Consider the following 21,747-nt stretch of genomic DNA (forward strand, 5'->3'; position numbering starts at 1 on the left):
CCGTTAAAGACACCGCTCACACCCTGCAAAATGCTTGCGGCGCGGGGCTTTCGTCCGCTACACTCGCATTCACCGACCGTTGGGTCGGGATTTGAATCCACGTAATTAGCGGGTGGGTTCGACGGGAATAAATAACGGGGTGGGGAGAGGAGCGGGATGAAGTCGGCATTACGTTGTATTAGCGCAGCGGTAATCATCGCGGGAATGAATGCGGCATTGAGCAGTGCAGCATTGGCGGACGTGAAAATCGGCGTAACGGTATCGGCAACCGGTCCGGCTGCGTCGCTCGGCATTCCGGAGAAAAACACGATCGCGCTGCTACCCAAAGAAGTGGCGGGTCAGAAAATCGACTACATCGTGCTCGACGACGCGACGGATTCGACTCAGGCCGTCAAGAACGCCCGCAAGCTGACCAGCGAAGATCACGTCGATGCGTTGATCGGTTCCACGGTCGTGCCGAACTCGCTCGCCATGATCGACGTCGCCGCCGAAACCACTACGCCCATGATCTCGATGGCCGCCGCGGCAAGCATCGTCGAGCCGATGGACGCGAAGCGCGCGTGGGTCTTCAAGACGCCGCAGAACGACATTCTGATGGCCACCGCGATCGCCCAGCACATGGCTAATCACGGCGTCAAAACCGTGGCGTTCATCGGTTTCTCGGACGCTTATGGCGAGAGCTGGTTCAAGGAGTTCGGCAAGGCCGCGGATCTCGCGAAAATCAAGATCGTCGCGAATGAACGCTTTGCCCGTAACGACACGTCGGTCACGGGCCAGGTGTTGAAGCTGATGTCGCAGAATCCGGACGCGGTGCTGATCGCCGGCGCCGGCACGCCGGCCGCATTGCCGCAGAAAACGCTCAAGGAGCGTGGCTACAAGGGCAAGTACTACCAGACGCACGGCATCGCCAATAACGACTTCCTGCGCGTGTGCGGCAAGGATTGCGAAGGCACGTTCCTGCCGGCCGGCCCGCTGCTGGTCGCCGACCAGTTGCCGGACTCGAACCCGGTCAAGAAGGCCTCGCTCGCGTACAAGCACGCGTATGAAGGCGCGTATGGCGCAGGCTCGGTGTCGACGTTCGGCGGCCATGCATGGGACGCCGGCCTGCTGCTGCAACACGCAATTCCGCTCGCATTGAAGAAGGCTCAACCCGGCACGCCTGCGTTTCGCGAAGCATTGCGCGCCGCACTCGAAAGCACGAAAGACTTGCCCGCGTCGCACGGCATTTTCAACATGAGCGCAAACGACCACTCTGGCCTCGACCAGCGGGCGCGCGTGATGGTGGAAATCGCCGGCGGCAAGTGGAAGCTTTCCGCCGACTGAGCCGGAGTCGCCACGCTACGGGAATCCACTAAAAAGACGCGTGCGGTTGACGCGTCTTTTTTATCGCCCGCGCGGCGCAGGGTGAGAAAGCAGAGAACTGTGGCGCGGCGGATTCAGGACAAACCCGCATTCGGGCGACCGTCTATTGACCGCGAATCGGGCAGAACGCAATACTACTAACATGTTAGTGGTTTATCGGAGAGCGGAGCGACGAGCCGCCGTGAAGATTCGCAGCAGGGAGAGTGGGAGCAGGGAGTAGGGAGCAGGTGACAACAAAGCGGTCAGGGCCTCGATGCCGAGCAGGGAAAACCATGCTTGGCACGCCTGTACCCGATAACTAGATTCAGACACCCGGTCCATGAACCGGATTACAGATACACGCTTCGCAGCGTTTGGAGACTTGTAATGACAAAGACAAAGCAATGGGTGCGCACCGGCATCGCAATGGCGATGATGTGCGGCGCGGGCGCCGCGTTGGCGCAGGTGAAAATCGGCGTGACGTTGTCGACCACGGGACCGGCCGCCTCGCTCGGCATTCCGGAGAAGAACACCATCGCGCTGCTGCCGAAGGAGATCGGCGGCAAGACCGTGCAGTACATCGTCCTCGACGACGCGTCGGACACCGGCAAGGCCGTGCAGAACACGCGCAAGCTGATCGACGAAGATCACGTCGACGCGATCATCGGTTCGACCGTCACGCCGAATGCGCTGGCGATGCTCGACCCGGCCGCCGAAGGCAAAACGCCGATGATCTCGCTGGCCGCTTCGGCCACGATCATCGCGCCGATGGATGCGAAGCGCGCATGGGCATTCAAGCCGCCACAAAACGACAGCCTGATGGCCGACGCGATCGCCGACTACATGGAACATCACGGCGTGAAGACGGTGGCCTTCATCGGGTTCGCGGACGCTTACGGCGACGGCTGGAACAACGTCTTCACGGCGGCGGCCGCCGCGCACAATCTGAAGATCGTGTCGAACGAGCGCTTTAACCGCACCGACGCTTCGGTAACCGGGCAGGTGTTGAAGACGATGGGCGCGAATCCCGACGCCGTGCTGATCGCGGGTGCGGGCACGCCGTCGGCGCTGCCGGCCAAGACGCTCAAGGAGCGCGGCTACAAGGGCAAGGTCTATCAGACGCACGGCGTCGCCAACAACGATTTCCTGCGCGTGTGCGGCAAGGATTGCGAAGGCGAACTGCTGCCGGCCGGCCCGATCCTCGTGGCCGACCAGCTGCCCGATTCGAATCCGGTGAAGAAGTCGTCGCTCGCCTATAAAACCGCGTACGAGAAGGCCTATGGCGCGGGTTCGGTGGCGACCTTCGGCGGTCATGCATGGGATGCAGGCCAGATGCTGCAGCGGGCCATCCCCGAAGCGCTGAAGACGGCGCAACCGGGCACGGAAGCGTTTCGCGTAGCACTGCGCGGCGCGCTCGAGAGCATCAAGGAACTGCCGGTGTCGCACGGCATCATGAACACCACGACGACCGACCACAACGGCCTCGACAAGCGCGCACGGGTGATCGTGCAGATCGTCGACGGCAAGTGGAAACTGCAGAACGACTAAGCATAAAAAGCGGTACGCGCCTCTCGCGCTTTATGCGGCAGCCCATGCCGCATTGCCATTCTGGTGGATGACAATGGCAACGACCGCCGCGCCGGTTCATCGGCGCGGCGGTCGCCTTTTCTGATTGTGCAGGTCGGTGGCTGGCCGCGGGTCGGGCGCCACGACTGTTTCCCCGTTTTCGATTTCGACGCTTCATTTCGACGTTTCAAGCAGAGGAAGTATGGATCTATCAATTGCGGCGATCCTCGCGCAGGACGGCATCACGACCGGCGCGATCTACGCGCTGCTCGCGCTCGCGCTGGTGTTGGTGTTCTCCGTGACGCGGGTGATTTTTATCCCGCAGGGAGAATTCGTTTCGTACGGCGCGCTCACGCTCGCCGCATTGCAGACGCAGAAGTTTCCGGCCACCTGCTGGCTGTTGATGGCGATGGGCGCGGCCTGTTTCGTCGTCGAAGTGGCGGGGCTGGTGCGGCATGCCGAGCGACGCCGCCATCTGGCGCGCACGCTGGCGCTGCTGGTTGGCAAATATCTACTGTTCCCGGTCGCGGTGTATGCGCTGACGCAGGGTGTCTTCCTGCACCCGTTGCCGATGATCGTGCAGATCGCGCTGACGCTGCTGATCGTGATTCCGATGGGACCGTTCGTGTATCGGCTCGCGTACGAGCCGATTGCGGAAGCCAGCACGCTGTTGCTGCTGATCGTGGCGGTGGCGGTGCACTTCGCGATGGTCGGCCTCGGTCTGGTGATGTTCGGTGCCGAAGGCTCGCGAACCACCGCGTTCTCCGACGCGAGCTACACCGTCGGCAGCCTGACGATCTCCGGGCAGAGTCTGTGGGTGGTCGGCACGGCCGTCGTGCTGATCGGCGCGCTGTACCTGTATTTCGATCGGTCCATCTCGGGTAAAGCGTTGCGCGCGACCTCGGTGAACCGGCTCGGCGCGCGGCTCGTCGGGATCGGCACGACCCAGGCGGGGCGCCTCGCATTCACGCTCGCAGCCGGCCTCGGCGCGCTGTGTGGCGTGCTCGTCGCACCGTTGACCACCATCTACTACGACTCGGGCTTCCTGATCGGTCTGAAGGGTTTCGTGGGCGCGATCATCGGCGGTCTGGTCAGCTATCCGCTGGCGGCGGCCGGGTCGATTCTCGTCGGCGTGCTGGAGTCGTATTCGTCCTTCTGGGCAAGCTCGTATAAGGAAGTGATCGTGTTCACGTTGATCATCCCGGTGCTGCTCTGGCGCAGTCTGGCCAGCCCGCACAGCGACGAAGACGAGGAGTGACACGATGAAACGGATCATGCAAAACAAGTTCTTCTGGTTGTTCCTCGTGGTGCTGTTCGCGCTGCCGGTGTTGCCGCAGCCGATTCACGTGCCCGAGTACTGGGTCACGCTGCTCAACTACATCGGCCTCTATGCGATCGTCGCGATCGGCCTCGTGCTGCTCACGGGGATCGGTGGAATGACGAGCTTCGGGCAAGCGGCGTTCGTCGGGATCGGCGCGTATGCGACGGCGTATCTGACGACGACCTATGGCGTGTCGCCGTGGCTCGCGCTGATCGCGGGCGTGGTGGTGACGGCGCTGATCGCGCTGATGCTCGGTCTGGTCACCATGCGGCTGTCCGGCCACTTTCTGCCGCTCGGCACGATTGCCTGGGGACTCGCGCTGTTCTATCTGTTCGGCAATCTGGACATGCTCGGCAAGTACGACGGCATCAACGGTATTCCGGTGCTGAATGTTTTTGGCATCAACCTGGAGTCCGGCCGCCATATCTATTACCTGATCTGGGTGGTGGTGCTGGGTGCGGTCGTGTCTGTTCAGAATCTGCTTAATAGCCGGCCGGGCCGGGCGATCCGGGCTTTGCGCGGTGGCGGCATGATGGCCGAGGCAATGGGCGTGAACACGGCGTGGATGCGCGTGGTGATCTTCGTCTACGCCGCGGTGCTGGCGTCGGTGTCGGGCTTTCTGTATGCCCATCTGCAACGCGCGGTGAATCCGACGCCGTTCGGCTTGAATCATGGCATCGAGTTCCTGTTCATGGCCGTAGTGGGCGGGGTGTCGCATGTCTGGGGCGCGGTCCTGGGCGCGGCGATCCTGACGATCCTGCAGGATTATCTGCAGACGCTGCTGCCGAAGTTGCTCGGCGAAAACGGCAACTTCGAAGTGATCGTGTTCGGCATTTTGATGGTGCTGTTGCTCCAGTACGCGCGGCAGGGTGTGTGGCCGTTCGTTGCGCGGTTTTTCCCGAAGGGTCCGCGCGCCCATGTTTCGGACGACGCCGAGCCCTTGCCGCAACGCAGCAAGCCGACTGCCGGTGAAGCGCTGCTGGTGGTGAACAAGGCACGCAAGCAATTCGGCGGGCTGGTCGCGGTGAACAATGTCAGCTTCGAAGTGAAGGCGGGACAGATCATCGGTCTGATCGGCCCGAATGGCGCCGGCAAATCGACGACGTTCAACCTGGTGACGGGCGTTCTGCAAGCTACCAGCGGTGAGATTACCTTCCGCGGCGAGCGGATCGACTCGCTGAATTCACGTGAAATCGTCAAGCGCGGGATCGGCCGGACTTTCCAGCACGTCAAACTGCTGCCCGGCATGACCGTGCTGGAGAACGTGGCAATTGGCGCGCATCTGCGTGGGCACGCCGGCGTCTGGCGCAGTGTCGCGCGTCTGAACGGCACCGAGGAAGCTCGTCTGATGGCCGAGGCGGCACGGCAGATTCGCCGCGTCGGCCTCGAGCAGCATATGCACGATGAAGCGGGCAGTCTGGCGCTGGGCCAGCAACGGATTCTGGAAATCGCGCGCGCGCTGTGCTGCGATCCCACGTTGCTGCTGCTCGATGAGCCGGCCGCAGGCCTGCGCTACCAGGAAAAGCTGCAACTGGCTGACTTGCTGCGCAGGTTGAAGGCGGAAGGGATGAGCGTCCTGCTGGTCGAGCACGATATGGACTTCGTGATGAATCTGACCGACCGGCTGGTGGTGATGGAGTTTGGCACGCGAATCGCAGAAGGCTTGCCGCAGGAAGTGCAGCAGGATCCGGCGGTGCTCGAAGCGTATCTGGGCGGAGTGGAGTGATGGAAAACACGTTGAATACGGCGGCGCCGATTCTCGACGTCGCGGGCCTGTCGGTCCGTTACGGCAAGGTGGAAGCGCTGCATGGCGCGGCGATCAAAGTGCGGCCCGGCCAGATTGTTTCGGTGATCGGCCCGAACGGCGCGGGGAAATCCACGCTGCTGAACGCGATCATGGGCGCGTTGCCGACTACGGGCCATGCGAAGGGCGCGGTGCTTTATCAAGGGGAAGACGTCAGCGCGGTGCCAGTCGAGAAGCGTGTAGCGCGTGGCATGTGTCTGGTGCCGGAAAAGCGCGAGTTGTTCGCTTCGATGACAGTCGAGGACAATCTGGTGCTGGGTGCGTATCGGCGCAAGCGGGCAGGAGAGCGGAATTTTCTGGATCAGCTGGAACCGGTGTTTACGCTGTTTCCGCGGTTGAAAGAACGTCGCAAACAGGCCTCGGGAACGTTGTCTGGCGGTGAGCGGCAGATGCTGGCGGTCGGCCGTGCGTTGATGGGTAAGCCAGACCTGTTGATGCTCGACGAGCCGAGTTTGGGATTGGCGCCGCTCATCGTGAAGGAAATTTTTCACATCATCAGCGCACTGCGGCAGACTGGGGTGGCGACGCTGCTGATCGAGCAGAACGCGCGGGCGGCGTTGCAAATCTCGGATTATGGCTATGTGCTGGAAACTGGTGAGCTGGCTCTGGAAGGTCCTGCAGCTGATCTCGCACAAAATCCGCGTGTGATTGAAACGTATCTCGGGTTAGCCAAAAAGGTCGCCTAGCGGTAAGCCCGTTGGGTGGTTCCTCGCAGAATGAAGCGGTGTGTTTCACGTGAAACACACCGTTTTTTTGTTAACCACGCCTTTGCCGCGAATTCGGGTCTAAACCGAACCCGTTATAATTCGGCCAATCCATTTTCTTTAGAGGCTCACGCGATGCTCATGCGTGAGATCCGCGATGCTTTTTCCCACAGAATTTGACGTCATCGTCGTCGGCGGCGGTCACGCCGGTACCGAAGCCGCACTGGCGTCGGCGCGCATGGGTAACACCACGCTGCTACTGACGCACAACATCGAAACGCTAGGCCAGATGAGCTGCAATCCGTCGATCGGCGGGATTGGCAAAGGCCATCTGGTCAAGGAAGTCGATGCGCTTGGCGGAGCAATGGCGGCCGCCACCGACGAGGGCGGAATCCAGTTCCGCATTCTCAACTCGTCGAAAGGGCCCGCCGTGCGGGCAACGCGAGCGCAAGCCGATCGTCTGCTGTACAAGCAGGCAATCCGGTATCGGCTGGAAAATCAGCCGAATCTATGGCTGTTTCAGCAGGCTGTCGACGATCTGATGGTGGAAGGGGATCGCGTCGTGGGCGCAGTGACGCAGGTGGGAATTCGCTTCCGCTCGCGCGCTGTCGTCTTGACGGCAGGGACGTTCCTCGACGGCAAGATTCACGTAGGTCTGAACAACTACACGGGTGGACGGGCGGGTGACCCGGCTTCGGTGTCGCTTTCGGCGCGTCTGAAGGAATTGAAGCTGCCACAAGGGCGTCTGAAGACCGGAACGCCGCCGCGTATCGACGGCCGGACGATCGACTTTTCGAAGCTGGAAGAACAGCCGGGCGATCTCGATCCGGTGCCGGTTTTCTCGTTTCTCGGGCGCGTCGAGCAGCATCCGCGGCAGGTTCCGTGCTGGGTCACGCATACGAATGAGCGGACGCACGACATCATTCGCGGCGGGCTCGACCGGTCGCCAATGTATACCGGCGTGATCGAAGGGGTGGGGCCGCGGTATTGCCCGTCGATCGAAGACAAGATTCATCGCTTCGCTTCGAAAGAATCGCATCAGATTTTTCTCGAACCGGAAGGTCTGACGACCAACGAGTTTTATCCCAATGGGATTTCCACTAGCTTGCCGTTCGACGTGCAGCTCGAACTCGTTCGCTCAATGCGCGGATTGGAGCACGCGCATATTCTGCGTCCGGGCTATGCGATCGAGTACGACTACTTCGATCCGCGTGGGCTAAAGGCTTCGCTGGAAACAAAGGTTATCGGCGGGCTGTTCTTCGCCGGGCAGATTAACGGAACGACTGGCTATGAAGAAGCTGCCGCGCAAGGTCTGCTGGCGGGGATCAACGCCGGCTTGCAAGTGCAGGGCAAAGAAGCATGGTGCCCGCGGCGCGATCAAGCCTACCTTGGCGTGCTCGTCGACGATCTCGTTACGCGGGGCGTATCCGAACCGTATCGGATGTTTACGAGCCGGGCGGAATATCGTTTAAGCCTCCGGGAAGACAACGCCGACATGCGCCTGACCGAGATCGGTCGCGAGCTTGGTGTTGTGGACGACGTCCGGTGGGATGCGTTCAGCCGCAAACGCGACGCTGTTTCACGTGAAACAGAACGCTTGCGGACCTCGTGGGTAAACCCCAAAACCTTGCCGGCCGATGAAGCCACGGTTTTGCTCGGCAAACAGATCGACCACGAATATAGCCTCGCGGACCTTCTCCGTCGTCCGGGCGTGACCTATGACGGCGTGTGCGGTTTGAAGGGCGGCGAGTGCGCGGCGCCGGGTATTCTCGCGGACGATCCGGTACTGCTGGCTCAGATCAAGGAACAGATCGAGATCGGCATCAAGTATCAAGGCTACATCGACCGTCAGGCCGGCGAAATCGAACGTAACGGAGCGCACGAAGGCACTCGCCTGCCAGAAGGACTGGACTACGCCGAGGTGAGGGGGCTGTCGTTCGAAGCGCGCCAGAAGTTGACGCAGTTCCGTCCGGAAACCATCGGTCAGGCGTCGCGCATCTCCGGCATTACGCCGGCGGCCATCTCGCTGCTAATGGTTCACCTTAAGCGCGGCTTGGGCCGTCGCGGCGCCAAACCCGCTGAGCCGGGCGCGGATTCGAAGCCGGTGACGCAATGACCGTGGGGCAGAAGGGGGCAGCGGCGAATCCGCTGGCGCCGGTGCTCGAGCAGGGCGTCGGTGAGTTGGGTCTCGATCTGAACGCCGCGCAACTCGGCAAACTGCTCGACTACGTTGCTCTGCTGGCCAAGTGGAACGCCGTCTACAACCTCACGGCGATTCGCGATCCGCGGCAGATGCTGATCCAGCATATTCTGGATTCGCTTTCCATCGTGCCGCATCTCGCAGCTCAAGGTTCGTCATCGGTACTCGACGTCGGTTCCGGCGGCGGTCTGCCGGGTATCGTGCTCGCTATCGTTCTGCCCGAGTGGACGGTGACGGTGAACGACATCGTTCACAAGAAGACGGCGTTTCAGGCGCAGGCGAAAGCTGAACTGGGCCTTGCGAATCTCTCCGTGGTGACCGGGCGCGTCGAGACATTGCGGCCAGGCGTCGAAGTGCCGGGTAAATTCGATGCGATCGTCTCACGCGCATTCGCAGAACTCGCGGATTTCGTTACACTGGCCCGTCATCTGGTTGCGGAGCAGGGTGCGATCTGGGCGATGAAGGGTATTCGCCCCGAAGGTGAGATCGAGCGTTTGCCGGCCAGCGCCCACGTGGAACAGATCATCCGGTTGAACGTGCCGGCGCTCGACGCCGAACGGCATCTGATCAAGGTGCGCGTGGATTCAGCCGATTAATACCGCTCGATGCGCCAGCGCAGTCGCAACAGATTCGACAAGCTCAATTCACTCATACAAGCAGCAAAGGGACACACCAACGATGGCAAAAATCTTCTGCGTTGCGAACCAGAAAGGCGGCGTCGGTAAAACGACTACCGCAGTCAATCTGGCCGCGAGTCTGGCAGCGCAGGGACAGCGTGTCCTTCTCATCGATCTCGATCCCCAAGGCAATGCCACGATGGGCAGCGGCGTCGACAAGGCCGCTTGCGTCAATACGGTCTACGAGGTGCTGGTGGATGGCGTCTCGGTAGCCGATGCGCGTGTGCGGCCCGCGGCTGTCGGCTATGACGTATTGCCCGCCAATCGCGAACTGGCGGGTGCCGAAGTCGAACTGGTGAGCGTGCAGAGTCGCGAGCGCCAGCTAAGAGTCGCACTCGCGGCCGTCGAGGGCGATTACGACTTCGTGCTGATCGACTGTCCGCCGGCCTTGTCCCTGTTGACGCTCAATGGGCTCTGCGCCGCGCACGGCGTGGTGATCCCGATGCAGTGCGAGTACTTCGCGCTGGAAGGGCTCTCGGACCTCGTCAACACGATCAAGCAGGTGCATGCCAACCTGAACCGCGATCTCAAGGTCATCGGCCTGCTGCGCGTGATGTTCGATCCGCGTATCACGCTCCAACAGCAGGTGTCGGATCAGCTCAAGGAGCATTTCGGCGACAAGGTTTTCGATGCGGTGATTCCGCGCAACGTGCGTCTGGCCGAGGCGCCCAGCTATGGTTTGCCGGGCGTGGTATTCGACCGGGCTTCACGTGGTGCTCAGGCCTACGTGCAGTTCGGTGTGGAAATGATTGAACGGGTGCGCGCGCTGAACGACGCGCCGCAGGCATCTTAAGCGGATCGGGGAAGCACGATGAATGCAGTGGCAAGAAAGAAAGGTTTGGGCCGGGGACTCGAAGCGTTGCTCGGCGGCAGTGCGGATATCTCCGAAGCGGTGAAGATCGAAGGGGCGCCCAACGTGTTGCCGCTCGGCAAACTGCAGGCCGGCAAGTACCAGCCTCGCACGCGGATGGACGAAGGCGCGTTGCAGGAATTGGCGGCCAGCATCCGCGCACAGGGTTTGATGCAACCCATCCTCGTACGACCGGTATCGGCGGATAAGTACGAGATCATCGCCGGCGAGCGCCGCTTTCGTGCGGCACGCCTCGCCGGTTTGACCGAGGTGCCGGTGCTGGTGAAGGATGTGCCGGACCAGGCTGCGGCGGCCATGGCGCTGATCGAGAACATTCAGCGCGAAGATCTGAATCCGCTGGAAGAGGCGCAGGGTATCCAGCGATTGCTCGACGAATTCAATTTCACGCACGAACAGGCGGCCGAGTCGGTTGGCCGCTCGCGCAGTGCGGTGTCGAATCTCTTGCGGCTGCTCAACCTGGCGTCGCCCGTGCAAACCATGTTGCTGGCCGGCGATCTCGATATGGGACACGCTCGCGCCTTGCTCGCCGTGGACGCTGCGACGCAGATCACCTTGGCCAATCAGGTGGTCAACAAGCGCATGTCCGTGCGTGAGACCGAGAAGCTGGTCAGCGCGACCACCAAGGCGGCGCCGGCCGTGAAGGCGCGGGCCAATCCGGACGGCGGTCGCGATACCCGTCGGCTGGAGGAGGAGTTGTCCGATCTGCTCGCGTCGACTGTCAAGATCAAGCTGGGTCGACGGGGACGCGGTCAGGTGCTGGTGGATTTTGGCGATCTGGATGCGCTGGAAGGCATTCTGGTGCGTTTGCGAGGCAATGCGACCGCTTGACGCACCCACCCATGCGGAGGAGGGCGCTGGCCCGACTGATGTGGTTTCAGATGGCTTTCAAGCGGTTCGGCAAGGGATGCAGGCGGGCAAGTGTTAAAAGGATTTATGCGCGTGGCGGCGAACCCTTGCAAGCTACGCGTGAGCCATCTAAACCTGGCTTGTCCGCGGGTCTTCAAAGCTCTCCAGAACGTTAACGATAATCAGGATTCCCGAGGTAATTCGCCCTCGTTCCGATGGGATCCAGCAGACCGCGCGCGCAGCTTCGTCCTGACTTTTGGAAGTCGTAGTCACACGCACGCGGCTTTTTAGCCGGAATAGGGTGCGCGACTCTCTTGCTCAAGCGCCGGATTCCGCGCCTCGCCACCCGACATCGGCATGAGCGATACCGACGATCGAAGCCCTCCGTTGCAATTTCGGGAGCTCCGCCGCAGCAGTCTCGACTGCGAAAAATCAGTGCCCGGAAGCGCCGGTTTCAGCATCGCATTTTGACATCTCCGAAGCGCCTTACATTTACCGTGCGTCCCGCGCTGGGAACGCCGCTTGCGGCGCCGGACGGCGGTTTTCCCTTAGGTTATTGAACGGCCTAAAGTCTTGAATTGCCTGCAACTATCGCTTACAATCGCCCGGATTTAATTGCATGGCAAACCCGTAAGCGCAGCGTAAGCTCGCTGGCTGGGCCAGGACTTTCGGAACACTGCGATGGCGGTCAAAGCGTCGAATCAAGCGCCGAATAATCGACGCGACGAACACCCCGCTGAACGCAATGCTTCCGCTGCGTCCACCGGTTCGCCCGTCATGAACGACGATACGTGGGAAGCCGAGCAACAAGACAACAATATCGTTCCGCTCACGCGGGCTGAAGCTGAAAAGCTGTTTGGTCCGAAGGTGAGTCGTCCATCGCGCGTTACGCCGTTCAAGGTCGTAGTAGCGCAAATGGTCTTGTCCCTGGGTGCTACGCTGGTGTGGTGGCTGTTCGATAAGCCGCCGGGCGCTGCTGCGCTGTCCGCGTTTCTGGGTGGAGCGATTTGCTGGGTGCCGGGCGCGTTATTCGCGGCACGACTTAGAACACTGAGCGGCGCCGAAACGGTCATGAGCTGGGTGGTCGGCGAAGCGCTCAAGATGGGGACAACGATCGCGATGTTTGTAGTCATCGCCTTCTGGTATCACGACGTACGCTGGGTGCCGCTGCTCGTGACTTACCTCGTTACGCTCAAGACGTACTGGATCGCCATGATATGGCGCTAAGGTAGCCTGCGCACGAAGTCAGACGGACCTTGCGCAATGAGCGGCCGGTAGCAACGCCGGTAGCAACAGAAGCAAGACGCGGCAAACAGAAGCAACCGCAGTACAGCGACCGCAGTACAGCAACGCAGCAAAAAAATTCAGGCTGGCGCGAAGCGCCGGCGACAAGTGTGTGGGTCTGACCTGACTCGCACCCGGCGCGTTCCCGCAATACAGTATTGCGGCGGGAGCGGCCTCAGACGATTTTCGACAATTTGGGTGGCTTTAACGATATGGCAGCTAGCGAAGGCACGCGCGCAATGGATCCGTCCGAGTACATCGCGCACCACTTGCAGAACTTTTCCACCGGGCACCAGACGTCGATTTTCGACATTCATGTCTGGAATCTGGACACCCTTTTCTGGTCGATCGTTTGCGGTCTGGCCACCATCTTCATTCTGCATCTCGCTGCCCGCAAGGCGACGTCCGGCGTGCCGGGCCGTTTCCAGTGCGCGATCGAAATGCTGGTCGAAATGGTCGAAGATCAATCGAAGTCGATGATCCACGGCTCGCGCACCTTCATCGCCCCGCTCGCCCTGACCGTGTTCGTCTGGGTCGCGCTCATGAACTCGCTCGACTTCATCCCCGTCGACCTGCCGGGCCATGTCATCGACTGGCTGGGTCTGTCGCAAGTCATCCCGCACCATCGCATCGTGCCGACCGCCGACCTGAACGGCACGCTCGGCATCGCCCTCGGTGTGTTCGCGCTGATGATCTACTACAACTTCAAGATCAAGGGCGTCGGCGGCTTCGTTCACGAACTGCTGTCCGCTCCGTTCGGCGCGCATCCGCTGCTGTGGATCCCGAACCTTGCACTGAACATCATCGAGTTCGTCGCGAAGACGGTCTCGCTCGGCATGCGGCTGTTCGGCAACATGTACGCGGGCGAACTGTTGTTCCTGCTGATTGCCCTGCTCGGCAGCATCTGGAGCTTCGGCGCGGACACGACGGTGCTTGGCTTCATCGGCCACGTGATCGCCGGCAGCGTGTGGGCTATTTTCCACATCCTGATCGTTCTGCTGCAGGCGTTCATTTTCATGATGCTGACGCTGGTGTATCTCGGCCAGGCACACGACACGCACTAACCGGCGCCGTCGTAAAAAGAATCGTAGTTTTTAAATCCCAGTTCCAACCAGTTCTAAAAGACTTTTCACAAAGGAGTGATCATGCAAGCTTTCATCGCCAACATCCAGGGTCTGACCGCCATCGGTATCGGCATCATCATCGGCCTGGGTGCAATCGGCGCCTGTATCGGTATCGGCCTGATGGGCGGCAAGTACATCGAAGCATGTGCTCGTCAGCCTGAATTGATGAACCCGCTGCAAACCAAGATGTTCCTGCTGGCTGGTCTGATCGATGCGGCTTTCCTGATTGGCGTTGGTGTGGCAATGCTGTTTGCGTTCGCGAACCCGCTGCTGTCGAAGCTGGCAGGCTGAGGTTCCTCGGAAGTTTGCGCCTGAGCTGTCACTAGCGAAGGCGCAGGGCGGAACGGGCACTCGGGCGCTGATCGAATACAGAATCGATGAGCGCCTTGCCGTTTCACTTTCCGAACTAGCAACGTTTAAGGAAACACCGTGAATCTCAACGCAACCCTGTTTGCGCAAATGGTCGTGTTCCTGATCCTCGCGTGGTTCACGATGAAGTTCGTGTGGCCGCCGCTGATCAACGCCCTCGACGAGCGCTCAAAGAAGATTGCTGACGGTTTGTCTGCCGCTGAGAAGGGCAAGCAGGAGCTCGAAGCGGCGCATAAGCGCGTCGACCAGGAACTCGCTCAGGCACGCAACGACGGTCAGCAACGTATTGCCGACGCGGAAAAGCGCGCCGTGGCAATCGCCGACGAAATCAAGGCTCAAGCCCAGGCTGAAGCCGCTCGCATCATCGCGCAAGCGAAGGCCGACGCGGACCAGCAGGTCGTGAAGGCGCGCGAAACGCTGCGCGGCGAAGTCGCCGCACTGGCTGTGAAGGGCGCTGAACAGATCCTGAAGCGCGAAGTCGACCAGGCGGCGCATGCCGACCTGCTGAATCAACTGAAAGCCGAGCTCTGATCATGGCCGAACTTGCAACCATCGCCCGTCCGTACGCAGAAGCGCTGTTTGGCGTGGCCGAAGCTGGTGACATCGCCGCCTGGTCCACGCTCGTGCAGGAGCTGGCACAGGTTGCGCGTCTGCCCGAAGTGCTGTCGATCGCCTCGAGCCCGAAAGTAAGCCGCGCCCAGGTCAGCGAACTGCTGCTGGCCGCGGTCAAGTCGCCGCTCAAGGACGACGCGCAGGCGAAGAATCTGGTGCAAATGCTGGTGGACAACCACCGTCTGCAATTGCTGCCGGAAATCGCCGCGCAGTTCGAAGAGCTGAAAAACGCCCGTGAAGGGGCGGCCGATGTGCTGATCGTCAGCGCATTCCCGCTCGAAGGCGCGCAGTTGAACGACGTCGTCGCAAATCTGGAACGCAAGTTCAAGCGCAAGCTGAAGCCGACGGTCGAAGTCGATCCGTCGTTGATCGGCGGCGTGCGCGTGACAGTGGGCGACGAAGTGCTCGATACCTCGGTCCGCGCGCGGCTTGCCAGCATGCAAACGGCTCTGACGGCCTGAAGCGCTGCGTAAGCGCTGAAGCGGCTGGCACGCAACAGAATTGACTATCAGGAGCGAACAATGCAACTCAATCCCTCTGAGATCAGTGAGCTGATCAAGAGCCGGATCCAGGGCCTCGAAGCGAACGCAGACGTTCGCAACCAGGGCACCGTGATCTCTGTGACCGACGGTATCGTGCGTATTCACGGCCTGTCGGAAGTGATGCAGGGCGAAATGCTCGAATTCCCGGGCAACACCTTCGGTCTCGCGCTGAACCTCGAGCGCGACTCGGTCGGCGCGGTGATTCTGGGTGAGTACGAACACATTTCCGAAGGCGACATCGTCAAGACGACGGGTCGTATTCTGGAAGTGCCGGTGGGTCCGGAACTGCTCGGCCGCGTGGTCGATGCTCTCGGCAACCCGATCGACGGCAAGGGTCCGGTCAACGCAACGAAGACCGACGCTATCGAGAAGATCGCCCCGGGCGTGATCTGGCGTAAGTCGGTGTCGGAGCCGGTGCAAACCGGCCTGAAGTCGATCGATGCCATGGTGCCCGTCGGCCGTGGCCAGCGCGAGCTGATCATCGGCGACCGCCAGTGCGGCAAGACGGCAGTCGCTGTCGACGCGATCATCAACCAGAAGGGCAAGAACCTCTTCTGCATCTACGTTGCGATCGGCCAGAAGGCTTCGTCGATCATGAACGTAGTGCGCAAGCTGGAAGAAACCGGCGCGCTGGAATACACGATCGTCGTGGCCGCTTCGGCTTCGGAATCGGCTGCGATGCAATACCTCGCACCGTACGCCGGTTGCACGATGGGCGAATACTTCCGCGACCGCGGTCAGGACGCGCTGATCGTTTATGACGATCTGACCAAGCAGGCCTGGGCATACCGCCAGATCTCGCTGCTGCTGCGCCGTCCGCCGGGCCGCGAAGCGTATCCGGGCGACGTGTTCTATCTGCACTCGCGTTTGCTGGAACGTGCTGCTCGCGTCTCGGAAGAGTACGTCGAGAAGTTCACGAACGGCGAAGTCAAGGGTAAGAGCGGTTCGCTGACGGCACTGCCGGTCATCGAAACGCAAGCCGGCGACGTGACCGCTTTCGTTCCGACGAACGTGATCTCGATTACCGACGGCCAGATCTTCCTGGAAACCGACCTTTTCAACGCAGGTATCCGCCCGGCTATCAACGCCGGCGTGTCGGTGTCGCGCGTCGGCGGTGCGGCTCAGACGAAGATCGTCAAGAAGCTGTCGGGCGGTATCCGTACCGACCTCGCGCAGTACCGTGAACTGGCTGCGTTCGCGCAGTTCGCCTCGGACCTCGACGAAGCCACCCGCAAGCAACTGGAGCGCGGTCGCCGCGTGACGGAACTGCTGAAGCAGCCGCAATATCAGCCGCTGCAGGTGTGGGAGCTCGGCGTGTCGCTGTTCGCTGCGAACAACGGCTACCTCGACGATCTGGAAGTCGCGCAAGTGCTGCCGTTCGAAAAGGGCTTGCGTGACCATCTGAAGGCGAGCCACGCTGACCTGGTCAAGCGCATCGAAGACACGAAGGAACTCTCGAAGGACGACGAAGGCCTGCTGCACACGGCCGTCAAAGACTTCAAGAAGTCCGGCGCTTATTGATCCGCGAAGACCTTGAAGCGGCGCGGGCCACAGGCAACTGAACCCGCGCGGCTTCGATCAAGGAGCAAGCAATGGCTGGAATGAAGGAAATTCGCGGCAAGATCAAGAGCGTGCAAAACACGCGCAAGATCACGAAAGCGATGGAGATGGTGGCGGCATCGAAGATGCGCCGCGCTCAGGAGCGCATGCGCGCTGCTCGCCCGTACGCCGACAAGGTCCGCGATATCGCTGCGCACATGAGCCGTGCCAACCCGGAGTATCGTCACCCGTTCATGGTGTCGAACGAAGGCGCGAAGACGGCCGGCATCATCCTCGTGACGACCGACAAGGGTCTGTGCGGCGGGATGAACACCAACGTGTTGCGTGCGTCGCTGCAGAAGTTCAAGGAACTGGAAGGCCAGGGCAAGACGATCGAAGCAACGGCGATCGGCAGCAAGGGTCTCGGTTTCCTGAATCGTCTGCGCGCGAAAGTGGTGTCGAACGTCGTGCATCTGGGCGACACGCCGCATCTGGAAAAGCTGATCGGCGCGGTCAAGGTGCAACTCGACCTGTACTCGGAAGGCAAGGTCTCGGCGGTGTACCTGGCGTACACGCGCTTCGTCAACACGATGAAGCAGGAGCCGGTGATCGAGCAACTGCTGCCGCTGTCGGCAGAACAGTTCGAGCGCACGGAAGAAGACGGCACGACGCCGACCTCGCAGTGGGACTACATCTACGAGCCGGATGCCCAGGCGGTGGTGGACGAACTGCTGGTGCGTTATGTGGAAGCGTTGGTCTATCAGGCCGTCGCGGAAAACATGGCGTCGGAACAGTCGGCACGGATGGTCGCGATGAAGGCCGCTTCGGACAACGCGAAGACGGTCATCAACGAACTGCAGCTCGTGTACAACAAAAGCCGTCAGGCCGCGATCACGAAAGAACTGTCGGAAATCGTCGGCGGTGCGGCGGCTGTCTGACCTCGACGGTCGAACAAGCCGCTTCGAGTGCGCCTTCGTGGCGCACCCGACCAGGCGATTCCATCGAAATTGCGCCTTTGCGCGAGTGAAGAATTGAGTATCTAAAGGAAAAGCGATGAGTACAACTGCTTTGGTAGAAGGCAAGATCGTACAGTGCATCGGCGCGGTGATCGACGTGGAATTCCCGCGTTCGGACATGCCGAAGATTTACGACGCGCTCATTCTCGAAGGTTCGGAGCTGACGCTCGAAGTCCAGCAACAGCTGGGCGACGGCGTGGTCCGCACCATCTGTCTGGGTGCATCGGACGGTCTGCGCCGCGGCACGATGGTGAAGAACACCGGCAAACCGATCAGCGTGCCGGTCGGCAAGCCGACGCTCGGCCGGATCATGGACGTGCTGGGCCGCCCGATCGACGAAGCCGGTCCGATCAACTCGGACGTGACGCGCGGTATTCACCAGAAGGCGCCGGCGTTCGACGAACTGTCGCCGTCGACGGAACTGCTCGAAACCGGCATCAAGGTGATCGACCTGATCTGCCCGTTCGCGAAGGGCGGCAAGGTGGGGCTGTTCGGTGGCGCCGGTGTGGGCAAGACCGTGAACATGATGGAACTGATCAACAACATCGCTAAAGAGCACGGTGGTTATTCCGTGTTCGCCGGTGTTGGCGAGCGTACCCGCGAAGGGAACGACTTCTATCACGAAATGAAGGACTCGAACGTTCTCGACAAGGTCGCGCTGGTGTACGGCCAGATGAACGAGCCGCCGGGCAACCGTCTACGAGTCGCGCTGACCGGTCTGACAATGGCCGAGCACTTCCGTGACGAAGGTCTGGACGTGCTGTTCTTCGTCGACAACATCTACCGTTTCACGCTGGCGGGCACGGAAGTGTCGGCACTGCTCGGCCGTATGCCGTCGGCAGTGGGCTATCAGCCGACGCTGGCTGAAGAAATGGGCAAGCTGCAAGAGCGTATTACGTCGACCAAGACCGGCTCGATCACCTCGGTGCAAGCCGTGTACGTCCCTGCGGATGACTTGACCGACCCGTCGCCGGCAACCACCTTCGGTCACCTGGACGCAACCGTCGTGCTGTCGCGTGACATCGCTTCGCTGGGTATCTACCCGGCGGTCGATCCGCTCGATTCGACCTCGCGTCAGATCGACCCGAACGTGATTGGCGAAGAGCACTACTCGATCACGCGCGGCGTGCAGCAAACGCTGCAGCGCTACAAGGAACTGCGCGACATCATCGCGATTCTGGGCATGGACGAACTGGCGCCGGAAGACAAGCTCGCCGTGGCGCGCGCTCGTAAGATCCAGCGTTTCCTGTCGCAGCCGTTCCACGTCGCTGAAGTGTTCACGGGCTCGCCGGGCAAGTACGTGCCGCTGAAGGAAACGATTCGTGGCTTCAAGATGATCGTCGAAGGCGAATGCGACCACTTGCCGGAACAGGCGTTCTACATGGTCGGCACGATCGACGAAGCCTTCGAAAAGGCCAAGAAGATCCAGTAAAGGTTGGGGTGTAACCAAGCGGGCGCCGTGCAAGCGGCGCCTCTTATACGCTCAACCAGGAGTCGACACTTATGGCAACTATCAAGGTAGACGTCGTCAGCGCGGAAGAGCAGATCTTCTCGGGCCAGGCGAAGTTCGTCGCGCTGCCGGGCGAAGCAGGTGAACTCGGCATTTTGCCGGGCCACACGCCGCTCATCACGCGCATCCGTCCGGGCGCAGTGCGCATCGAAGCGGAAAACGGCGAAGAAGAGTTCGTGTTCGTCGCCGGCGGCATTCTCGAAATTCAGCCGGGTGCTGTGACGGTTCTCGCCGACACCGCGATCCGCGGTAAGGATCTCGACGAGGCCAAAGCCGAAGAAGCACGCAAGCGTGCGGAAGAGGCGCTGCAGAACACCGGTTCGAACCTCGAATACGCAACCGCGCAAGCGGAACTCGCGTATGCGACGGCTCAGCTGGCTGCAATCCAGCGTCTGCGCAAGCTGCGTAGTTAAACGAAGCTTCACGTATCAGAGAGAAAGCAGCTTTCATAAGCTGCTTTTTTTTCACCTTATGCTTTCCGTATACGGAAGGTCTTTCACGCGCTGCGGGTAAGACTTGATGCCGGACAGGCATAAGCCGATGGCACAATCGGTTTCAAATTCATTTCAATACAAGGCGAGCATCGGCTCACCGGAGACAAACATCATGGCAACGCACGAGTCAGCCGACGGTCCACTTATCGAGCCCAAAGACGGGCTGTCGTATGTTCGTGGATCCACCGCGAGTCCATTGAGCGAGGCAACGGTCGGCCAGTTCCTGCGGGATACCGCCAGGCTGTTCCCCGAGCGGCCGGCCGTGGTGTTTCGCGAGCAGCGCATCCGCTGGACATGGCAGGAGTTCACTCACGAAGTCGACGTGATGGCGGCCGGGTTGCTCGCGCTCGGCATCGGGAAGAGCGATCGCGTTGGTATCTGGTCGCCTAACCGTGTCGAGTGGATCCTTACGCAATTCGCCACCGCGCGCATAGGCGCCGTCCTCGTCAATATCAATCCCGCTTACCGGCTCGCCGAACTCGAGTATGCGTTGAACAAGGTGGGCTGCAAGGCGATCATCGCGGCCGAACGCTTCAAGAGCTCGATGTATCTGGAGATGCTGCAGGACCTTGCCCCCGAACTCGCGACACAAGCACCCGGTGAGTTGCGCGCGGCCCGTTTGCCCGACTTGCGCTACGTGATCCGCATGTGCGACACGGAAACGCCGGGCATGTTGAGCTTTTCCGATCTGATCGAGCGCGGCCGCGCCACGCTCGACGTGGCGCGGCTCGATGCAATCGGCGAGACGCTGTCGTGCCACGAGCCGATCAACATCCAGTTCACCAGCGGCACGACGGGCAATCCGAAGGGCGCGACGCTCACGCACAGCAACGTCGTCAACAACGCGCGTTATATCGCAATGGCCATGCGCTTGAGCGAACAGGACGGCCTGTGCATTCCGGTTCCGCTTTATCACTGCTTCGGGATGGTGCTGTCGGTGCTGGCGTGCGTGTCGGTGGGCGCGAAAATGGTCTTCCCCGGCGAGGGCTTCGACCCGGCCACGACCCTCGCCGCGGTGTCCGAGGAGGCCTGCACGGCGCTTAACGGCGTGCCGACGATGTTCATCTCGGAACTCGACCATCCGGACTTCTCGACGTATGACTTCTCGCATTTGCGCACCGGCATCATGGCCGGATCGCCGTGCCCGATCGAGACGATGAAAAAAGTCGTCTCGACGATGCATCTGGACGAGATCACCATCGCTTATGGCATGACGGAGACTAGCCCGGTGTCGTTCCAAAGTTCCACCAGCGATCCGCTCGACAAGCGCACGACGACCGTCGGCCGCATTCAGCCGCACCTCGAAGTGAAGATCGTCGACCCGCTCGGCGTCATCGTGCCGGTCGGCGAAACCGGCGAGCTTTGCACGCGCGGTTATTCGGTGATGCAAGGCTATTGGGGCGACGAAGCGAAGACGCGCGAAGCCATCGTTGACGGCTGGATGCACACCGGCGATCTGGCGACGCTCGATGCCGAGGGGTACTGCAATATCGTCGGCCGGTTGAAGGACATGCTCATACGTGGCGGCGAGAACATTTATCCGCGCGAGATCGAGGAATTTCTGTTCCGCCATCCGAAGATTCAAAGCGTTCAGGTCTTCGGCGTGCCGGATGCGAAGTATGGCGAAGAGGTGTGCGCGTGGATCGTATTGCGCTTGGGCGAACACGCCACGGCGGAGGAGGTCCAGCAGTTCTGCCACGGCCAGATCGCGCACTACAAGGTGCCGAAATACATCCGTTTCGTCGATGAGTTGCCGATGACGGTGACCGGCAAGGTGCAGAAATTCATCATGCGCGACCGCATGATCAGCGAGTTGAATGTGCGCGAGGACAGGACCGCTTGAGAAGGTAATGAAGAAGACAATAAAAACGCGAGCGGGGTGAAATCTCACCAGGCTCGCGCTTTCAAGCATTGGGAAACCCGTTCG

19 protein-coding genes are annotated in these 21,747 nt (G+C 61.0%); all 19 read left to right on the top strand.

Annotated features, from left to right (window positions below):
- Positions 1–156 precede the first annotated feature (156 nt).
- The 19 genes from FQ746_RS20175 (at position 157) to FQ746_RS20265 (ending at position 21,663) form a co-directional block, all read left to right on the top strand.
- Positions 157–1,323 carry an ABC transporter substrate-binding protein gene (locus tag FQ746_RS20175; protein ID WP_144111393.1) on the top strand — a complete coding sequence of 389 codons (1,167 nt, stop codon included), beginning with the start codon at positions 157–159 and terminating at the stop codon, positions 1,321–1,323.
- A gap of 405 nt (positions 1,324–1,728) precedes the next feature.
- Positions 1,729–2,889, top strand: coding sequence for an ABC transporter substrate-binding protein (locus tag FQ746_RS20180; protein ID WP_144111394.1), 1,161 nt, complete (start codon positions 1,729–1,731; stop codon positions 2,887–2,889).
- 220 nt (positions 2,890–3,109) lie between these two features.
- Positions 3,110–4,165, top strand: a complete 1,056-nt coding sequence (locus tag FQ746_RS20185; RefSeq protein WP_144111395.1) for a branched-chain amino acid ABC transporter permease — start codon at positions 3,110–3,112, stop codon at positions 4,163–4,165.
- A 4-nt stretch (positions 4,166–4,169) separates the two neighbouring features.
- The gene (locus FQ746_RS20190; RefSeq protein WP_144111396.1) at positions 4,170–5,954 is read left to right on the top strand and encodes an ATP-binding cassette domain-containing protein; all 1,785 of its coding nucleotides are present in this window, start codon (positions 4,170–4,172) and stop codon (positions 5,952–5,954) included.
- On the top strand, positions 5,954–6,718 hold the full coding sequence (locus FQ746_RS20195) for an ABC transporter ATP-binding protein (protein WP_144111397.1): 765 nt from the start codon (positions 5,954–5,956) through the stop codon (positions 6,716–6,718). Before FQ746_RS20190 ends, FQ746_RS20195 begins: the two co-directional genes overlap by 1 nt.
- A gap of 175 nt (positions 6,719–6,893) precedes the next feature.
- Positions 6,894–8,852 carry a tRNA uridine-5-carboxymethylaminomethyl(34) synthesis enzyme MnmG gene (gene mnmG, locus FQ746_RS20200; RefSeq protein ID WP_144111398.1) on the top strand — a complete coding sequence of 653 codons (1,959 nt, stop codon included), beginning with the start codon at positions 6,894–6,896 and terminating at the stop codon, positions 8,850–8,852.
- Positions 8,849–9,532: a 16S rRNA (guanine(527)-N(7))-methyltransferase RsmG gene (gene rsmG, locus FQ746_RS20205; RefSeq protein ID WP_144111399.1), complete on the top strand. Its 684-nt coding sequence runs from the start codon at positions 8,849–8,851 to the stop codon at positions 9,530–9,532. Before mnmG ends, rsmG begins: the two co-directional genes overlap by 4 nt.
- Before the next feature lie 82 nt (positions 9,533–9,614).
- Positions 9,615–10,406: a ParA family protein gene (locus FQ746_RS20210; protein ID WP_144111400.1), complete on the top strand. Its 792-nt coding sequence runs from the start codon at positions 9,615–9,617 to the stop codon at positions 10,404–10,406.
- An 18-nt stretch (positions 10,407–10,424) separates the two neighbouring features.
- Positions 10,425–11,312, top strand: coding sequence for a ParB/RepB/Spo0J family partition protein (locus tag FQ746_RS20215; protein ID WP_144111401.1), 888 nt, complete (start codon positions 10,425–10,427; stop codon positions 11,310–11,312).
- A 699-nt stretch (positions 11,313–12,011) separates the two neighbouring features.
- Entirely contained in the window at positions 12,012–12,557 is a 546-nt protein-coding gene (locus FQ746_RS20220) for an ATP synthase subunit I (protein WP_144111402.1), read from the top strand.
- Between the two features lie 269 nt (positions 12,558–12,826).
- On the top strand, positions 12,827–13,678 hold the full coding sequence (gene atpB / locus FQ746_RS20225) for a F0F1 ATP synthase subunit A (protein ID WP_144111403.1): 852 nt from the start codon (positions 12,827–12,829) through the stop codon (positions 13,676–13,678).
- 81 nt (positions 13,679–13,759) lie between these two features.
- Positions 13,760–14,029, top strand: coding sequence for a F0F1 ATP synthase subunit C (gene atpE / locus FQ746_RS20230; protein ID WP_007180033.1), 270 nt, complete (start codon positions 13,760–13,762; stop codon positions 14,027–14,029).
- A gap of 138 nt (positions 14,030–14,167) precedes the next feature.
- The gene (locus FQ746_RS20235; protein WP_144111404.1) at positions 14,168–14,638 is read left to right on the top strand and encodes a F0F1 ATP synthase subunit B; all 471 of its coding nucleotides are present in this window, start codon (positions 14,168–14,170) and stop codon (positions 14,636–14,638) included.
- A gap of 2 nt (positions 14,639–14,640) precedes the next feature.
- Positions 14,641–15,180 carry a F0F1 ATP synthase subunit delta gene (locus FQ746_RS20240; RefSeq protein ID WP_144111405.1) on the top strand — a complete coding sequence of 180 codons (540 nt, stop codon included), beginning with the start codon at positions 14,641–14,643 and terminating at the stop codon, positions 15,178–15,180.
- A 60-nt stretch (positions 15,181–15,240) separates the two neighbouring features.
- Complete coding sequence (gene atpA, locus FQ746_RS20245) at positions 15,241–16,782, top strand: F0F1 ATP synthase subunit alpha (protein ID WP_144111406.1); 1,542 nt, start codon at positions 15,241–15,243, stop codon at positions 16,780–16,782.
- A gap of 71 nt (positions 16,783–16,853) precedes the next feature.
- On the top strand, positions 16,854–17,738 hold the full coding sequence (gene atpG, locus FQ746_RS20250) for a F0F1 ATP synthase subunit gamma (RefSeq protein ID WP_144111407.1): 885 nt from the start codon (positions 16,854–16,856) through the stop codon (positions 17,736–17,738).
- Positions 17,739–17,853: 115 nt separating this feature from the next.
- Positions 17,854–19,248 (top strand): F0F1 ATP synthase subunit beta, encoded by a 1,395-nt coding sequence (atpD, locus tag FQ746_RS20255; RefSeq protein WP_144111408.1) that lies wholly within the window; start codon positions 17,854–17,856, stop codon positions 19,246–19,248.
- Positions 19,249–19,319: 71 nt separating this feature from the next.
- Positions 19,320–19,739, top strand: a complete 420-nt coding sequence (locus FQ746_RS20260; protein ID WP_144111409.1) for a F0F1 ATP synthase subunit epsilon — start codon at positions 19,320–19,322, stop codon at positions 19,737–19,739.
- A gap of 193 nt (positions 19,740–19,932) precedes the next feature.
- Positions 19,933–21,663, top strand: coding sequence for an AMP-binding protein (locus FQ746_RS20265; RefSeq protein ID WP_144111410.1), 1,731 nt, complete (start codon positions 19,933–19,935; stop codon positions 21,661–21,663).
- Positions 21,664–21,747 lie beyond the last annotated feature (84 nt).

It is taken from the genome of Paraburkholderia sp. BCC1886, from assembly GCF_900996245.1.
Lineage (GTDB): Bacteria > Pseudomonadota > Gammaproteobacteria > Burkholderiales > Burkholderiaceae > Paraburkholderia.

Coding starts and splice junctions, on each gene's coding strand:
- FQ746_RS20175 (WP_144111393.1), top strand. CDS start 157: ATGAAGTCGGCATTACGTTGTATTAGCGCAGCGGTAATCATCGCGGGA.
- FQ746_RS20180 (WP_144111394.1), top strand. CDS start 1,729: ATGACAAAGACAAAGCAATGGGTGCGCACCGGCATCGCAATGGCGATG.
- FQ746_RS20185 (WP_144111395.1), top strand. CDS start 3,110: ATGGATCTATCAATTGCGGCGATCCTCGCGCAGGACGGCATCACGACC.
- FQ746_RS20190 (WP_144111396.1), top strand. CDS start 4,170: ATGAAACGGATCATGCAAAACAAGTTCTTCTGGTTGTTCCTCGTGGTG.
- FQ746_RS20195 (WP_144111397.1), top strand. CDS start 5,954: ATGGAAAACACGTTGAATACGGCGGCGCCGATTCTCGACGTCGCGGGC.
- mnmG (WP_144111398.1), top strand. CDS start 6,894: ATGCTTTTTCCCACAGAATTTGACGTCATCGTCGTCGGCGGCGGTCAC.
- rsmG (WP_144111399.1), top strand. CDS start 8,849: ATGACCGTGGGGCAGAAGGGGGCAGCGGCGAATCCGCTGGCGCCGGTG.
- FQ746_RS20210 (WP_144111400.1), top strand. CDS start 9,615: ATGGCAAAAATCTTCTGCGTTGCGAACCAGAAAGGCGGCGTCGGTAAA.
- FQ746_RS20215 (WP_144111401.1), top strand. CDS start 10,425: ATGAATGCAGTGGCAAGAAAGAAAGGTTTGGGCCGGGGACTCGAAGCG.
- FQ746_RS20220 (WP_144111402.1), top strand. CDS start 12,012: ATGGCGGTCAAAGCGTCGAATCAAGCGCCGAATAATCGACGCGACGAA.
- atpB (WP_144111403.1), top strand. CDS start 12,827: ATGGCAGCTAGCGAAGGCACGCGCGCAATGGATCCGTCCGAGTACATC.
- atpE (WP_007180033.1), top strand. CDS start 13,760: ATGCAAGCTTTCATCGCCAACATCCAGGGTCTGACCGCCATCGGTATC.
- FQ746_RS20240 (WP_144111405.1), top strand. CDS start 14,641: ATGGCCGAACTTGCAACCATCGCCCGTCCGTACGCAGAAGCGCTGTTT.
- atpA (WP_144111406.1), top strand. CDS start 15,241: ATGCAACTCAATCCCTCTGAGATCAGTGAGCTGATCAAGAGCCGGATC.
- atpG (WP_144111407.1), top strand. CDS start 16,854: ATGGCTGGAATGAAGGAAATTCGCGGCAAGATCAAGAGCGTGCAAAAC.
- atpD (WP_144111408.1), top strand. CDS start 17,854: ATGAGTACAACTGCTTTGGTAGAAGGCAAGATCGTACAGTGCATCGGC.
- FQ746_RS20260 (WP_144111409.1), top strand. CDS start 19,320: ATGGCAACTATCAAGGTAGACGTCGTCAGCGCGGAAGAGCAGATCTTC.
- FQ746_RS20265 (WP_144111410.1), top strand. CDS start 19,933: ATGGCAACGCACGAGTCAGCCGACGGTCCACTTATCGAGCCCAAAGAC.